General features: G+C 56.9%; 12 protein-coding genes. 8 read left to right on the top strand and 4 right to left on the bottom strand.

The genetic code is table 11. The features are described 5' to 3' along the window. Positions 1 to 108 precede the first annotated feature (108 nt). Both F4X41_08060 and F4X41_08055 read left to right on the top strand, forming a co-directional pair. Positions 109 to 1,455, top strand: a complete 1,347-nt coding sequence (locus F4X41_08060) for a delta(24(24(1)))-sterol reductase (protein MYB16968.1) — start codon at positions 109 to 111, stop codon at positions 1,453 to 1,455. A 466-nt stretch (positions 1,456 to 1,921) separates the two neighbouring features. Continuing rightward, entirely contained in the window at positions 1,922 to 2,119 is a 198-nt protein-coding gene (locus tag F4X41_08055) for a hypothetical protein (protein MYB16967.1), read from the top strand. On the opposite strand, the gene F4X41_08050 is transcribed toward F4X41_08055, so the two are convergent. Together F4X41_08050 and F4X41_08045 are read right to left on the bottom strand one after the other, a co-directional pair. Continuing rightward, positions 2,116 to 4,671, bottom strand: a complete 2,556-nt coding sequence (locus F4X41_08050) for a hypothetical protein (protein ID MYB16966.1) — start codon at positions 4,669 to 4,671, stop codon at positions 2,116 to 2,118. The genes F4X41_08055 and F4X41_08050 overlap by 4 nt on opposite strands. Positions 4,672 to 4,914: 243 nt before the next feature. Beyond that, the gene (locus tag F4X41_08045; GenBank protein MYB16965.1) at positions 4,915 to 6,192 is read right to left on the bottom strand and encodes an ABC transporter substrate-binding protein; all 1,278 of its coding nucleotides are present in this window, start codon (positions 6,190 to 6,192) and stop codon (positions 4,915 to 4,917) included. 407 nt (positions 6,193 to 6,599) lie between these two features. On the opposite strand from F4X41_08045, the gene F4X41_08040 reads away from it, so the two are divergent. From F4X41_08040 to F4X41_08015, 6 genes are all read left to right on the top strand, one after another. After that, a complete protein-coding gene (locus F4X41_08040) occupies positions 6,600 to 6,986 on the top strand; it encodes a glyoxalase (GenBank protein MYB16964.1) in 387 nt (128 codons plus the stop codon). 754 nt (positions 6,987 to 7,740) lie between these two features. Continuing rightward, positions 7,741 to 7,998 carry a hypothetical protein gene (locus tag F4X41_08035; protein ID MYB16963.1) on the top strand — a complete coding sequence of 86 codons (258 nt, stop codon included), beginning with the start codon at positions 7,741 to 7,743 and terminating at the stop codon, positions 7,996 to 7,998. Next, positions 7,995 to 8,381, top strand: coding sequence for a type II toxin-antitoxin system VapC family toxin (locus tag F4X41_08030; GenBank protein MYB16962.1), 387 nt, complete (start codon positions 7,995 to 7,997; stop codon positions 8,379 to 8,381). Before F4X41_08035 ends, F4X41_08030 begins: the two co-directional genes overlap by 4 nt. Before the next feature lie 371 nt (positions 8,382 to 8,752). Then, complete coding sequence (locus F4X41_08025; GenBank protein ID MYB16961.1) at positions 8,753 to 10,699, top strand: ATP-dependent helicase; 1,947 nt, start codon at positions 8,753 to 8,755, stop codon at positions 10,697 to 10,699. A gap of 338 nt (positions 10,700 to 11,037) precedes the next feature. Beyond that, positions 11,038 to 11,820: a hypothetical protein gene (locus tag F4X41_08020; GenBank protein MYB16960.1), complete on the top strand. Its 783-nt coding sequence runs from the start codon at positions 11,038 to 11,040 to the stop codon at positions 11,818 to 11,820. Positions 11,821 to 12,578: 758 nt separating this feature from the next. Beyond that, positions 12,579 to 13,514 (top strand): hypothetical protein, encoded by a 936-nt coding sequence (locus F4X41_08015; GenBank protein ID MYB16959.1) that lies wholly within the window; start codon positions 12,579 to 12,581, stop codon positions 13,512 to 13,514. Positions 13,515 to 13,623: 109 nt separating this feature from the next. Here the strand turns inward: F4X41_08015 and F4X41_08010 are convergent, their stop codons facing one another. After that, positions 13,624 to 14,319 (bottom strand): DUF4276 family protein, encoded by a 696-nt coding sequence (locus F4X41_08010; protein MYB16958.1) that lies wholly within the window; start codon positions 14,317 to 14,319, stop codon positions 13,624 to 13,626. After that, positions 14,319 to 15,440, bottom strand: coding sequence for an AAA family ATPase (locus F4X41_08005; GenBank protein ID MYB16957.1), 1,122 nt, complete (start codon positions 15,438 to 15,440; stop codon positions 14,319 to 14,321). The genes F4X41_08010 and F4X41_08005 overlap by 1 nt, the downstream gene beginning before the upstream one ends. Between the last annotated feature and the right edge of the window lie 566 nt (positions 15,441 to 16,006).

Raw genomic sequence — 16,006 nt, 5'->3', positions numbered from 1 at the left:
GGCCTGAGGCCAAGCCAGGGGCGATGGCGCGCGGATTGCCTCTCGGGGCGCACCCCCTTTGCTCGGCGGGGCGATTGATTGAGCGATACGTCAGGGGAGACTAAGACCGTGCTCAATGACGCTTCAACCGGCACCGAAGGTCGCCTGACCGCGCGCGAATTCGGAGGCGCGCCGGGAGTGGTGGCCATCGTCACGCTCTCGCACGCGCTGCTGCTTTACCTGTGGATTGCCTGGCGGTTTTACGACGGCGCGCTGTTCTTTCCTTCGGGAGTCGGAGACATCGGCCCCTATCTGGCGCGGATTTGGGAGCAGATTTCCACCCACGCGTCCCCGTCCTGGTCCACGTTCGCCATCTACTGGGCATTCCTGGTCGCCCAGGGTTTGCTGGCGGCCTATCTGCCCGGACTGCGGGTGAAGGGATACCCGATCCCTTCACGCGGGGGCCAGCGTCTTGCCTACCGCGTCAACGCGATTTCGGCCTGGTGGTTGACCTTGGCATTGGTGGTCGTGCTGCATATTTCGGACGTCTTTCCGCTGCAGACGATCTACGAGCAGTTCGGATCGTTCATGGTCGTGGCGATGATCACCGGCAACGCGGTCGCGCTCGCCGTTTACCTGGGCGCCAAACTCTCCGGCAACGCCGAACGGATGACCGGCAATCACATCTACGATTTCTTCATGGGGGCCTGGCTTAACCCCCGGATCGGGCGGCTGGACCTGAAGATGTGGGCGGAAGTACGGGTTTCCTGGCTCACCCTTTTCCTGCTTACGGCCAACGCCGCCGCCTATCAGTACTCCGAGTTCGGCACGCTGAGCACCCCCATGATCTTCATGTTGGTCGCTCACTTTCTGTACGCCAACGCCTGCATGAAGGGTGAGGAGTGCATCCCCACGACCTGGGACATTTTTCACGAAAAATGGGGCTGGATGCTGGTCTTCTGGAACCTGGCAGGCGTCCCCTTCGTCTATTGCTTCAACTCGATGTACGTGGCCGCGCGCCCGGATTTCGAACCACCGGTTGCGATCACGGTGGCGTGTTTCGTCATGCTGTTCGGCGCCTACTACGTCTGGGATACCTCCCAGGGCCAGCGAAATTACTTCCGCATGCAGTTGAACGGTTCCTACGTGAAACGCAGGGCCTTCCCGCAACTGCCCTGGGCCAAGTTGGAAAACCCGCGCTATCTGGAAACTGCCTGCGGTTCCCCTCTGCTGGTGGACGGTTGGTGGCGCTACGCTCGCAAGATTCACTACACCGCCGACGTGATCATGGCGTTGTCTTGGGGCCTGATCTGCGGATTCGGCCACTTTTTGCCCTACTTCTATGTGACCTTTTTCGTTTTGATGATCCTGCACCGGGCGCGTCGCGACACCCTCCGCTGCCGCAAAAAATATGGATCCGACTGGGACCGCTACACCAAGACGGTGCCCCGCCTTTTCATCCCGAAGGTGTGGTGACTCAGCACCGCGCCGGCAAGATCGCAATCCCGCAAAGAGCGTTTACTACTCATAGGCCGCTGGATTGATCGCCGGCGTGGTCTGAGGCGCTGGCGCAGCCCACTTGCCGAGGACGCCCGAACCCGAGCCCCGGCTTCATAGTGGCCCGCCGCTACACTGAGTTGCAACGACCGTTGACCGTGCAACATAGTCGTGGCCGAAATCCAATTTCGCCGGGGCAGGCGCGATTTCGATCCGTCCGGCGACGGTGGTGGTCGAGACGCCCAGTCGACAGTCTCGAGGGCCGGGCGGCTATCAGCCGGGGGATGACGGGAGCCGGAATTGGACGAATGGCGATCGCTCAAAAGCGCCCTCGCGCGGCTGGGCGGCGACGAGTTGCGCGGACTGATCATATTTCTGATTTCGGGAGCCGCCATCATCATCGTCGCCTACATCGTGGGCCGGCTCTTGTCCGGGACCTGACGCGATGCTGGGCAGGGGAATCCGTAGGGCCGCCCACGTGGCGGTCTTTGCGCTGGCATGCGCGCTCTTCTATCTGGGACTTGGCCTGGGACTCCAATACGACGCTGCGCTGGGAACTGCCTGCTGGGCCGGCGCGGCGGTCCTGGTCGGTTTGAACGTCCTTTGGATGGTGCGCGCTAGGCGCAACTTAGAGCCCGACTAACCGACCGCTGCCAGCAAGGGCACCGCCGCCGGTACTTCGATCCGGGTGGAGCGTAGCCAGGCCCCGACCGTTGCGTTGGGCGGGATTATCCGGTTGTCCGGAACTACTTGGTTCCCGTCCGAACCCAGGAACGAAACGACTATTCGGCCCATGGAGTCGATTTGCGACCGAATGGCACCGATCGGCCCACCCGATATTTCAACCGCGCTGCTGTGGTAGGTCCCTCCCGGAGCCGCTCCCGCCGCCAGGAACCGGCGGTCCGGCAGGATGATGCGGCCGTCGGCAAGCTCGACCGCATGTTCGATCCGGCCGTCGGCGTCCAGCCTTGCCAGGATCCGCAACGTGTGCGCTGCCGGTTCCGAATCCAAGTTTGCGGGGGCGTACTGGAATCCCGGCAACTGGGAAGGGTCGGGCGAATCGATTCCCAGCAGGTTGAAGAACCGGTCGTTGGCACCATCGATTTCCCGCGCTGCGCAAATGGCGTGTTCGGTAGCGGTGCCAAAAAACGGCAAAGCCGCGCGCAGCTGCGAATCGAGCGCCAGGTGGGTGGCGGCCAGCCTCGGGGCGGCAGAAGTGAGCGCCGCCGAAAATCGGCCCGCCGACCCCCGGCACCCGGCGTCGGCCGCGAATTCGGCGAGCTGGGTTTGCACCGAGTCGCTTTCCCAGCCCGATTCGGCTGCGCGTGCCGACGAGACCAGCTCGCCGGCGCGGATTGCGGAGTCAAGGATGCTCTCGGCGTACCGCAACTGCGAATGCAGCGACAGGGCCTCGGCATACGTGATCGCCCCTCCGGAGCCGACCCGCGATCGCAGTCGGCGCCAGCCTTCGGCCAGGGTTTCGTATTCCCGCCGGGCGTTATCGGCGGTGCTCAGAATCTGCTGCTCGACCAAGCCCGGGTCGATCATGAAACCGGCCTCGCTGGCGGCGGCCAGCTCGGACTCTGAGACGTCGGCGATGTACCGGTCGGCGAATCGCGCCACGGAGGAACCGCTCTGAGGAGTCAAGGCGCTCAGGCCGGGACCGAATACGCCCGGGAAGGTGCCGGCGGTCGATTCCTCGAGGGCAGTGATGGTCTCACGGGCAAATAGGTCGTCAAGGAGCAATCGCCGGACGCCGGCCGAGTAGATTGCCTGCAGTTCCTCGGTCGAATCGACCGACTGTTCGCGGTCCGACACGTCGCTGACGGTGGTCGAAACCGTCCCGTCGGATTCGGCGGTTGCCGCCACCGAAAGCGTTCGACCGTTTAGCCTGACTGACGTTGGACCGAATTCGGCCGATTCAAGTACGTGTACGTGCTTCCAGGTCGCATGAAACCAAAGGCCGCGATCGTCTTCGTTCAAGGCGTAAAGCGCGACCAGGACCCAGGAGCGTCCCGGTTCCTCCAGACGCAGGTCGACTGACGCCAATCCTTCCAGCGTGGTGCTGGTGGAGTTGGCCGCCGGATTGCCGGTGTGGTAGGAGGATCCGGGTGCCCAGCTCGATTCGCTGACCGGGATGGGGTTGCCCCAGTGCCGGTTTTCCGGACCGCGGACCAGGACCAGGTAGCTCGCGGCATTGCCGTATAGGTCGCCGCCGCCATGGTTGCCGACGCGGAAATGCACGGTGAACGGATCCCCGCTGACGACCTGGTCGGGCGCTGCCAGGAATTCAACTTTGGGATTCGGATCCAGCTGCTCCAGTTGTTCGTTTACGACCTGGATGCTCAGTTCGAAATCTGATGCCGCCGGTTGCAGGCCGCCCTGGCTGTAAGTCGTGGCTTCGATGATGTAGGCACCGGCCGGAAGGTACTGGTCGATTCGCGAATTCAGGCCCACGCCGCCGTCGTCATTTGCCCCGATTGCCACGCCGTCGACGGTGGCCAGCGATACGACCGGATCGCCGTTGTCTGAAGTCAAATCGATGCGCACGCGCCCGGTCTGGGGCAATTCGAAAAGGTAGCTATGGGCCGGGTGGGTCACGACGATGCGCGATCCGCAGGTATCTAGTGCCCACGACCCCATGGCACGGAGCGGCGAGTCTTCGGTCAGCGCGCCCAGCGGAGTTATTTCACAGCCTTCCACGTAATAGATGGAGATGTTGAAATCCGCCCCCACCGGCGTCCGCGCGCCCACCGTGGTGGCTTCTATCTGATACGTGCCTGGGGCAAAATCGCGTTCGATTCGGGCGTTGAGGAGCGCGCCGCTGTCATCGTCGTCGGCTATACGCAGCCCGTCGCTTGCAGTCAGGTACAGAAAGGGATCGGCGGAATTCGAAGTCAGCTCGATTCGGATCCGGCCGCTTTCAACTACTTCGAATTCGAAATACTGGGCGCCAATGCCGGGGCGGTATTCAGATTCGCAATCCTGGGCGCTCCAGGATCCGGCAAATTGCAATCCGCCCTCAGTCTGGGCCGGAAGCTGGCCAAGCGCGGTTGCAGCACAGCGCGGTTCTTCCTGGGCCGACGAGGCGTCATAGGTGAAAAGTACGGCCAACGCCGCGACGACGGTTGCCAGCGCAACAATCAGCGCCTTTGCGAAGACCCTTGTTGGAACAAGGAGGCTTTGATTTGCCAATGCACGGTATCCGATGGCGCTTGCAGGCGGATGCAAGCACCATTTTCCCAATTGGCTACGGAATTTGGACGCGCGTGACGAGGCTCATGCAGTCCGATCGGAAGCCGGCGAATCTTTCAGGAAATTGCGGAATTCAGCCGGTCTAGCTGGCTACCTGATCGGCCGCGCATATCCCTAGTGATGCTGCGGGCGATGGCGATTCAGGTAATCAAAAAGGCCTGACCTGTCCGGCTGGTTGCCAACTTATGGTGCAAATCGGTAAACGATTGGCAACTCGCGGATGTCGGCCCCGGCGCCTGAATCGGGGTTGTGAGCGATTTGGACTGCGCCGGTGCCGCAATCGCCAAACTCGTCGCACGACAGGGTGCCGATGATGCCCCCGAATTCGCTTGTGGCCGCCAACGCCTTACGCAGCTCGGCCCGGTCGATGACCAGATCCTCCCCATCAGCGACGGCCACTGACTCGATCGTCGCCAGTAGCAACGTGGTCGCGTCGTAGGCGTGCTCCAGGTAGACAGATGCAGGCTGGTCGCCGTAACGGTTTTCGTAGTCGGTCCGCAGTTGTCGGCTGCTTTTGCCCGTCACCTGGTTGGCGTTTTCGCCATAGTCCAGGTCCGGTCCAGGCAGATAGAGGCCCGCAGCCTCCGGTAATGACAGGATGTCTGGTTCCAGAAGCGAAGCTCCGCCGATGAGGGTTACGTTTTCCAATCCGGGGGTTGCGCGCGACTGCCGGATGACCGCTTCGCCCTCCAGAGCGAACAGCGGAAAGTAAAGACCATCGGGGCCGCCGCCGGCTATCTGGCCGAGCAGGGCCTGCAATTCGGTTTCTCCCTTGGCGATCGAAGAAACTTCGACCGCGCCACCCAATTCCATAAAGGCGCCCGCGAAAGTTGCGGTGAGCCCGGAGGTATAGGGATCGCCGTCGTCGATTGCGGCCACATTGCGCAATCCCAATTCTTCGAACGCGAAACGTGCGGCCGCACGACCCTCGTACAGGTCGTTGCTGGCAACGCGGAAGAACCCTGGATTGTGGTTTTCTCCAGCTATTCCGGCCAAATCTGACGTTAGCGACGGGGAAGTCGCGGAAGGGGCGATGATGGTCATCCCTGCGGCGCTGAGGATCGGCGCCGCCTGGGCCACGGCAACCGAACAAGACGGGCCGATGACGGCGACAACGCGCGGGTCCCCGACTACCGTATCGGCGGCCGCGGTTCCGCCATCGGCGGTGCAACGGGAATCAATTCCGGCCCCGATTGAAACCGGGCTTCCTTTGATCGGGCCAAAGTCTTCTACCGCCATCATCATTGCTCTAAATGTGGGAGACGGCGTTCCGGCTTGTGTTGCCAGGACCGCGAGGCCCCGGATGTGGATCGCCTCGCCGTTTTCGACCCTTACTTCACCCAATCCCTGCTCGGATCCCAATTCGTCGCAGGCGGACATCAAAAGGATCATCGCGACGGCTGCGGCTATGGCCCAGAGTCCGTACCCGACTCGCCCATACGGCTGGATTGCTCTAAACATCCAATTTCCCCAACTTGTGGTTGTATTGCCGGAGCGACTTCGTCCGCCTAAACACCCGGAAGTGTAGCCGTGCCAACCGACCCGGGATCATGCGGGCGGTTCAAACCGACATTTGGGCTCTGCGGACTTGGTAGGTCGCGATAAGTCTCGGCGAATAAGAGTCCGACGGTTCAGTTGTTGATCAAAGGAGATTTAGACGATGCTTCGGCCAACGGTAGTCATCCATCGCTCCGGCCCCGACACCCTCGTTCCCCAGCTCGCCGACAAGCCGATGCAGAATGGCCAGCCGATAGGCTACGTCTACTAGGCTTTCGCCTGCTCGGCTCCTGTTCACACCGCCGCGGGCCTGCGTAAGATTCCCAGTGAACCACTGCCTACCTACGGAGAATTCAATGCCGAACCAAACAGTGGTTCCCGTGCTCCGCTACGGCGACGCCAACGAAGCGATTCGCTGGTTGCAAGAGGCGTTCGGCATTACCGAGCACTTCGTCGTGCGCAACGACGAGGGACGCGTCGAGCACGCGCAACTCGCCTGGCGCGGCTCGATTGTCATGCTGGGCGACGCCTCAGACGACGTCCACAGCCTGCCGCAGCACCACGGCTCGATCAGCATGACTGCCGAGTCGGCCGAGCAGGTCGACGAGGTTTTTGCCCGTGCAGTAGCTGCTGGCGCAACAGTGATCCTACCGCTGACCGACACCGACTACGACTCACATGCCTTCACCGTCGCCGACTACGAAGGCAACCACTGGCATCTCGGTACCTACGACCCGTTTGCGCCCGAACCTGAGTAGCGCCATGCACGTCCCCGAACCGGAACGACCACACATGCCGGAAAGCTTCGGCTTCAGCATCTAGGACTACCCCTTCGAGCCGATTTCGTGGCAGTGGGTCACGGAGCAACTTCAGAACGCCCGCAACTACTGAGTCGCGACGACGCGTGTGGGGCATCTGGAAGGCACTGATCCTCATGGATTAGCGTGCCGCGCTCGCTAGAGGGGCCTATCCGGAGTGCATCGCGAGGGACATCCTGACCGAGGCGTGAAACGGGCCTGCATTTGATCGCAAAGCCTTCAGCTCGCAAATGGAATTCTGAAACACTGCATCAAGGCATTTCCATGAGGGCAATGACCACGACGCCACTCGTGTACCGCTTGCCGGTCCTATTTCGGCTTCGGCATCAGCACCGTTGCATTGCTTTGGATCTGTTTGCCGGGGCCGGTTGCTTCTCGAGGCCGTTGGTGGGTATTTCCGGTTGGCCGCAGACTAGTGGCTTCTGGGATGAGAGTGGCGATTTAACGCTCCTAAGCATCCACCTAGCTGCGGGAGGAGGTCGGCAGAACCGCGGGGAATTGACCGATTGCGACCGCTCATCTGGATCCCTATTCCTCGATGGCGGTCGCCGTTTCCAGACCGTTTGACACTCGGAGCCTGGTCGACTCGCGTTGAGGCAAATCTCATTGATTGGGGACTTGTAAATCGATTCGAAACCGAATCGACATTTAACAGGTAGACTGGTAGTAAGAAGGTCTACCTTTGGAGAGCCTTTTGAGCCTGAACATCAAGAATGAAGAAACATGCCGACTCGTCGAGGAGCTAGCACATCTGACAGGTGAATCGAAGACCGGCGCGATAACGGTCGCGATCAGGCAGAGGCTGGCGCGCGAACGACGTGCACTGAGCGTCGAATCCCGCTCCCATGAGCTATCCGCGATTGGACAACGCTGCTCATCACTTCTGCGCGACGGTCCGTCTGCAACCGATCACGGCGATTACTTGTATGGCGACAGCGGATTACCCGAGTGATCGTCGACACTTCGGCCTTGTTGGCGGTACTTTTCGCGGAATCCGATGCAGATAAATATGTTTCCGCCATCGCGGACGCGGAAACTTGCCGCATGTCGGTTGCCAATTACTTGGAAGCGTCAATCGTTCTCGAATCCCGATCAAGCGCGGAAGCCGGCTACGAATTGGACTTGTTTGTGACGAAAGCGCCAATCGAGCTGGTCGCAGTAACTGTAGTCCATGTGCAGGTAGCGCGCCGGGCCTGGCGGAGATTCGGCAAAGGCAATCATGCCGCCGGGCTCAATTTCGGCGATTGCTTTGCTTACGCGTTGTCCGACGTTACCCGTGAACCGCTATTGTTCAAAGGCACCGATTTCACGCTCACCGATGTGCGGGCAGCGTAAATCCAATCCGACGGCCTCTGGTCAGCTCAGGTTTACCAATACCAGGTGGCACTTTAACTAATTCGGATTATCGAAAGTACTAGAACTGCCCGCACATGTGTCTGCATTGGCTCACTGAATTGGGAATGAATGCGCTTTTCCACGCAATGAAGTTGAAACCCTCTTGTAATGCATAGCTCGCTCAAGATCTAACCCGTTTCGCATCCGACCATGCGCGCTCCTGCAAAAAGCGCGTTTATTTCACGGTATAGGCCCATCATTCGATCGGTCCGTGATTCCGCGGAAGACGATTTCAGTTTCGTCATGATCCCGTAAATTACCGTTGCGCCGACAACTGATCGCAACCGTTCTGCACAAAACCAATCACAGGGTTGAACATGACAATAGGATCGCAATCGACCAAAGTTAGCGGATCACCCTGGTTGCGTGGCATCGCGGGCAGCGCCGCTAAGGCGCTGATTGAATCCGACGCTAGCGTAGTGCGAGTAATTGCTGGACCAGGGTCAGGTAAGACTACCTGCCTCAAAAGGCGGCTCCAACGACTCATTCAACAGCGCGAAGTCGAGCCCGACAGGGCGTTTGCGGGGACCTTTACCAGAGTCATCGCTCAGGGATTGCGAGAGGCGCTGGGCAATGAAATTAGAGTCTCTACCCTACATTCCCTCGCATATGAATTTCTTCGCAAGTACCCGGACGCTTGCCAAGGAATGCGCTTGAGGTTCCTTCTTCGCTACGAAGAAGACTCGCTGCTTTATGACATTGGGAGTGGCGCTTTCACTGGGAATATTTACGAGCGACGTGAAGCTCTTCGCCTCCTCCAAGCCAGTAGAGCTCAAAGGGAAGATTTTGCAAATGCGAAGTTTGATGGCGCAGTGCGACGTTGGTTGCAGCGACATAGGGCGATGCTGATAGGAGAAGTCGTTCACTTGTGCGTGGTTGGTATGGAATGTCGAGACATACCCCCGGCGATGTTCGACCACGTAGTCATCGATGAATATCAGGATCTCACTGCGGCGGAACAAGAGCTAGTTCGGCTGGTTTGGTCTGGCACCGGCTCCTTAACGGTATTGGGGGACAACGATCAGTCCATTTACGGGTTTCGGTTCAATCACCCTGAAGGGATTGCGGACTTCCACTTGTCTTGGCCCATGTGCATCGACTTGACATTTACCGCCAATTGGCGTTCATGCGATGAGATTTTGCGGGTTGCCAATTTGATGATGGCGGAGGCCGGGAGCACAAGACCAGCAATGACTTCAACTAGGGAGCAAAGGGGATTCTTGGTCCCGGTGCAGTGGAAAGATCTGGAAGCAGAAATCGAAGGGTTAGCCGCTCACGTCCGTGCCCACGCAGAGAAGTCTTTTTTGATTTTGGTCCCCCGGCGATTCATCGGCTATCGACTGGCAGAAGCTATTGGCCCAGGTGCATCGACCGCGTTTGCGGAACAGGTGCTCGATCATCCGGTCGCTCAGGAGGCGTTCGCGACAGCGTCTCTACTTGCGGACGCGAACGATCACGTGGCTGCCCGCGCTTATCTCGGGTTCAAGGGCGCAAAAGCAGAACAAGCTTTACGGAGGAATGCGGGAGCTTACTCGTCCGTTTCGAATGAAATCGGGGGCCACGCGCTCATACGCGGCATAGCAAGCGCGGCAATAGCGGTATCCGGTCCTGGACAAAGTCACATCGTTCAGCGAGCCAAGAGGGCTGTCGAGCTAATCGAAAGGAGCCGGTCGTCGAAGGAGATTATTGACGAGTGCTTTTGTGACTCATTGGCCTCTACAGAGCCCGATGAAGAAAAACAACGTTGGCTGTTGCGAGACTTGGCCGAGCTTCGAGCCGCGGCTCAAGAATTGCTAGCGAACCAAGGCTCCGAAAGCCTTGCGAGAGTTATGGGCGCACTCCGGTATCGAATCGCGACGCGCGCGCCCTTGCGCGAATCGCAATCCGAGGAGCCCCGCGTGCGGATCATGACCCTCCACGGCGCCAAAGGATTAGAGGCTGACAACGTCATCATCGCGGGGATCGCGGACCAATTAATCCCTGGATTTGACGAAGACGACTTAATCATGGCCGGTGAACAAAGGCGTCTACTCTATGTTGCTATTACTCGAGCGCGAGACAACCTGATCATCTCTTGGCCCCGTCGAATTCAATTGACAGACGTCATGCAAAACATGGGCCGCGTGAGTCAAGTCACGACTCAGAGAGGAGTCAAGTGGGTCACTACCTCCCGCAGCCGACTGTTACCCCAGTCGTTGGGCGGCGTGAAGAGTGGCACCGATTTGCCTGAAATCCTCCCTGCAATGGACTCACATTAAGAGGCGTTTTGCGGCCTTAAAAAAAGCCGACGCTGTGGTCATGGGCAATTTCGGCGAGATCGATGCAATCGGATTCCGCCAATCACCAAAGACGTGTTAGGTGGCATCCGACGTCGATTGTTGCGATACGCGCGAAATCGGATTCTGAGAGTAATACAGACTTGAGTTTTTTGGGATGCGGCACCCTCATCAATCCGATTCGCAAGCTTGGGTTGACACATGGGATGACTGTTTCAAACGTTGACCGCAATGTTGTGAGTGAATCGTCATCGAGAATGAATCCAGCGTCAAATGCCTTGCACCGTGGCCGCTTGCAATTGAAGAAATAGAGTCCGCAAATGAATCCCCGATTGAAGTGGATTCGCTCCAGGATCAACCGAGCGGAAAGTTTGCAATCAGAAACAAATGCTTCGGTAGATGCCATATTGCGGGAAATGCATCAGGAGATTCACGAATCTAGAGAGGGCTATCTCCGTACATGGACATTCACGGGCAAATCCGGATTGGCTCCCCCCGAGTTTTCGGTCAAAGTTGGTGAAATCGTTCACAATCTCCGATCCAGCTTGGACCACATCGTGTGGGAATTAGTTTTGGCCAACGGCCGGAAGCCTACATTTGCAAACAGGTACCCAATAACGGGAAATGCGAAACGCTTCGACGAGATTGAAAGTCGCGCCCTGCAAGGTGTCGCAAGCGGCGCAAAGCGCGTAATTCGCGAATTCCAACCGTGGTGGCCAACCGAATCGGGATTCGAACTTTGGTCCCTCAATCGCCTGAGCAATGTGGATAAACACAGGCATTTGCATATCGCCGCAGTCGTCCCGACGGGAATTGACAATCACGAGCTTCCAATCACAGCGGACAAAAGTGCTCGCATCGAAGGTCGAATTCACATCGGACCGCTCGAACGGGACAAGGAGGTTGGGTGGTTTCGAAATCTCCCGGAGGAGTATGATCCGCGCATTCGTTTGAATTTGAGTTTTTGGGGACGCGAAGGGCAGCCTCCGCAGGATGCTGATGTGGTCAGTTGGTATGCTGGCCAACCTGTAGCAAAAGTACTGAGCCGCTGCTTAAGCGACGTGCGCGACGTTGAGTGCGCGCTGATCCCCTTCCTGTATTGAGCAACCGAACTTGTCCGAATTGAGGTTTGCCCGGGCGAGGAACCGGCACAAACTGATTTGCCATGTTGTAGGTTTCCGGGATCAATGCTCCGCCGTGGCCACATTCTTTAATTCACCTAGCCACTGTTCAAATGCAATTGGCTATCTCTGCGATTTTGGATAAGACAATCTCCATCCACATTTGTGCATCGGAAATTCGGTGCGGTCAACCACGGTCGGCACCGGATTGAGCCAACATGGCAGGATGCAACGATGACCCTTCGCGGCGGCTGTCCCGTCGAGGGCGAACTCGAACTGCAAACTGCTGCGAACAGCAGACAAGAATCGCAAACACGCGCTAACTGACGCTATTGCTGGTCAGTTGGTGCGACATGCTCGGCGAGCATCACCCTTTGCCGGCGAATGGTCACGGGGAGCGACAGACTTGAGCAGTCTTATTCGGATCCGGTGCGAGCGTCAGTCTTCGCAATCTACAAATCCGAGCAGCGATGACTCGACCCCCATACGCATGGGTGAGATCCAAAAGGTTGAAGTTCTTGACTGAGATTTACAGGCAACCGGCATTTCGATTGCACCAAGCATATTTCTTAACCAACGACCTTTGGAACGAAACCGCAATGAGAGCAGACGCTTCTGTCGACTTTGAGTTGCTCCAAGCTTGGAGATTTGTTCCGAATTGTTATTCACTGCTTGAGCAATCGTTGAAGCTCTTGTGGGCAGTCAGGGAGTCAATTCCGCCTCGCGAGATTCACAAAAAAATGTCTGACGTCGTGTCCAAACAGGCGCAGCAACACGATGTGTGTTTCATCTTTGACTTACTGCCTCGTGCGGATCAAGCGATCATGGACTCAGCGTTTCAATCAATGCGCAACTTGCACGACTACATTCAATCCAAATCGCTGATTGATTTCCTCGGAATCGTTGGAAGCGGTTACACGAATTGGCGTTATCTCTTGATTGAAGGCACTCAGAAACTGCCGGCGACCCACATCGATGTGATGCTGGAAATGACGCATGCGGCGGTAACGATTCTGATCGACCCGCAATTCGCGGGCCGGGGGTTCAAACCCGTCGAAACTCGAATTCAGGAGTGCTTAGAACTTGCAATCTCTCGAGCCATTGTCGAAGGTGTACCCTACCGGGAAGGCTCAACTGAAAGCCAGTTGAATTTCGATCAATTACAAATCCAATTCAAAGAGGTTTTCGACGAAGAAGTAGTGCAAATCTGCTTGGAATTGGAGCGCCAAATTGGCAGGCCAGAGTGGAATCCAGGCACCAGCAGTCGAATCATTGAACTACTTTGTGGCTACTTGCCACGAAATGAGCGCAAAAATTTACACCAGTACTTCTTCAAGAAAACCCCTGTAGGCAGATTGGACCTTTCTGCAAAGGAAGCGATGCTGCTGAACGTCACCATTTTCGAAGCCGGCCAAGTGCTCGATCGCGTTATCGAACAACAAATTGATGTATTTGGCCAGAATCAATTCCTGCGATTCCATCGCGCGCAAAATCGATTGCGCCAACTTTCATCCAACCGGCTTGAGATTGACCACGAGATTAAAACGGCAGTGGACTACTTGAGTTCACTGATAGATTCGGACGCGCTCGTCGTGGATGGCGAATTCGTGGATGCCCTAGAAAAGTTAAATCCGCAGTCTGGCGCGGTCCAAGGTTTTGGCCAACTCCAACACTGAGAATTTGGTTTCCGGCAATTCTGGGGACTATTTGAGTTTTGAAATTGGGAACTCGCCATGTCCGGATCTGCCCTCCAAATCCGCTCAATTCCCAATGCTCATAGTGACTTCAGTTGATCTGCAAAAGTGATTCCAGCCGGTTGATCCAGCTTGAAAAGCTCGGGCACTCTTCGCAGATCCTCGCAAGCCCTATGGATCGAGCAGCGTTGATTCCGTCTATTCGTTTCTGGTACTCCGGGTTCAGTTTTGCGATTCGTTTCGAAGGGGCAGTCAATGGAGAGTCGTCGATCGCTTCTGGCGAATCAAACCCGCGTCGGATAGTTTGAAATGGTTCGCTCAAGTCGGGTCTTCCGATTGCGGTTGCGAGTCGATCGCAATCGCTGAAAAGCAGAGCTTCGAATTCGTGCAAAACGACGCAAGGAACGAAACGGCGTTGTAGCGAATCTCCGTCTGGCAGGTCTAACAAATCTCGACGCAATGCCGTTTCAACGTGACCCGCCCGACTTTCCATCGGGGCTTCAACCGAATCGGCACGCCCCGGCCACGAGCGTCCACCTGATTGTGGAAGGCGGTAGTAATCCACCATCAAAGCGGCGTAGCAATTGGAATCTTGACGCAGGTGTCGCACTAAGTCGTTTCTGACCACTTGCCAACCCCGAATTCCGCCACGCCGCGCCCTGATTCGCGCATTCCCTATCAAGCGGGCCTTTACTGACCAATACCCCAATTCATATAGGTGCGGGCCAAGCACCGCATTGATGAATTCTTCCTCAGTTTCTCCTTCGACATGTACGAGCAGACGAATTAGTGATTCCCAGCATGTTGGAGCTTTTCATTGCCTGGTCGACCACCAAATTCGTTTTTCTCCCAGAGCTCACCAAGACTGTATTCTTCTAGCCAATCATTCAATGCCGCGCTATCCAATCTCCTCAATTTGGTAGCTTCGAATTCACGATCGGCGACTATTACGTCTTCGGGCTCGAAAAAATCAAGCAACTTCGCAGATTGGGTCGCCACTACGATTTGTGAATGGTTGGCGGCTTTTTTCAAGAGAGCTGCGAGCAAGGAAATGGCTGAGGGGTGCATCCCGAGCTCGGGTTCGTCAATCAGCAACAATGATGGCCGTAGCTCCCGTGGTTGCAGAAGCAGTGTGGAGAGGGCGATGAAGCGGAGGGTGCCATCCGAAAGAGAAGCGGCATCAAAATACGATTCTGACCCTAGTTGGCGCCATTCAAGCCGGATCTTCCCTTGGTTCAACGCGGTTGGTTCGAGTTCAAAATCGTCAAAGAATGGCGCGAACGACTTTACCGCTCTTCGAATTGATGCGTAACTCTTTTTGTGGAGATTGCGCATACGGTACAAGAGCGGTGCAAGATTGGATCCATCTGGACGCAGGCACCGATTGTCATGCAAATCTTGCGTTCGTCTGAGTGGTGATTCCGGGCTGGTGTCACGAAAGTGATACACGCGCCAGTCACCCGTCAGTTTTCGGAGTCGATCGGGAACAACTTGAATTCCCTCAGGATCACGGTAAAGCGGTTCTTTTTCTCCAAAAGCGTTACTGACTGGCGGGTGGCTCCAGGCACCGGTAAGCAGGAGGCGATCGGCGTGGTCGCGGGTTAGCTCGGCGTAGAGATTAGAGTCTCCCTTGTCGAACGAAACACCTAAGGAAAGTGATGGCGTCCTTTTGGACCCCAAGTGAAGGAATTGTTCTGCACCACCGGCGATTGCGATCATTTTCTGCAATCGGGCCTGATCAGGATCCTGTCCGAGCAATTGAAGTAATCGAAATGCGGTGAGCAAATTCGATTTACCGGAACCGTTTGCGCCGATTAAAAGATTGATGCGTCGTAAAGCAACACGTGCATCATCGAAGCTCTTCAAGCCCTGGATTTGTATCTCATCAAGCAATTGGCTCGGGTCCAGATCAATTGCAGCTAGTCGTACGTTGGCTGCGCCCGCATTCGGATTTTATTAGACATAAATCAGATTATCGAAAGTGCCCTACGTTTCTGGCCCTTAGGAGGCGATTGCCGGTGGATTTACAAAATCATGGAATTCAAACGAGCAACGCGAGATTGAGGCACAGATTCAAAAGAGGTTCACTCGGGATTGGGCGATTTGGGTTGCAGAGGTCTGTACCCGGTTGGGACTGATCGACATTTTCCCAGCCTGGTATGCGTGCGAATTCGGTTTCAAGAGGAACGTCGACGAAAAAGTATTCGCTCTTGCCCGAACTGCAAGTCCGACCAGACCACCCCACCTAATCCGGCAAGCTTCGATCCTCTTGACGAGAGTTCTGACCCGGCGACTTGGGCATCGAGCCCAGAATCTATATACAGTCCACCAACTTACCGCTACGCCAGTAGATGTTCGCCCATTCCTGTCGACGTCGTCGATTGGGCGCCTATCCAGAGACTATCTGGGTTGCGATCTGTGTCGATCGCCACGACCTTTAGTCCGGCGTAGCCACGAGCTTTAGGCCACCCGGG

This window comes from Chloroflexota bacterium, assembly GCA_009840625.1.
In the GTDB taxonomy this organism is placed as follows: Bacteria; Chloroflexota; UBA11872; order UBA11872; family VXNJ01; genus VXNJ01.
This window is presented reverse-complemented; position numbering and strand designations above follow the sequence as displayed.

Coding starts and splice junctions, on each gene's coding strand:
- F4X41_08055 (MYB16967.1), top strand. CDS start 1,922: ATGCTGGGCAGGGGAATCCGTAGGGCCGCCCACGTGGCGGTCTTTGCG.
- F4X41_08045 (MYB16965.1), bottom strand. CDS start 6,192: ATGTTTAGAGCAATCCAGCCGTATGGGCGAGTCGGGTACGGACTCTGG.
- F4X41_08015 (MYB16959.1), top strand. CDS start 12,579: ATGTCTGACGTCGTGTCCAAACAGGCGCAGCAACACGATGTGTGTTTC.
- F4X41_08020 (MYB16960.1), top strand. CDS start 11,038: ATGAATCCCCGATTGAAGTGGATTCGCTCCAGGATCAACCGAGCGGAA.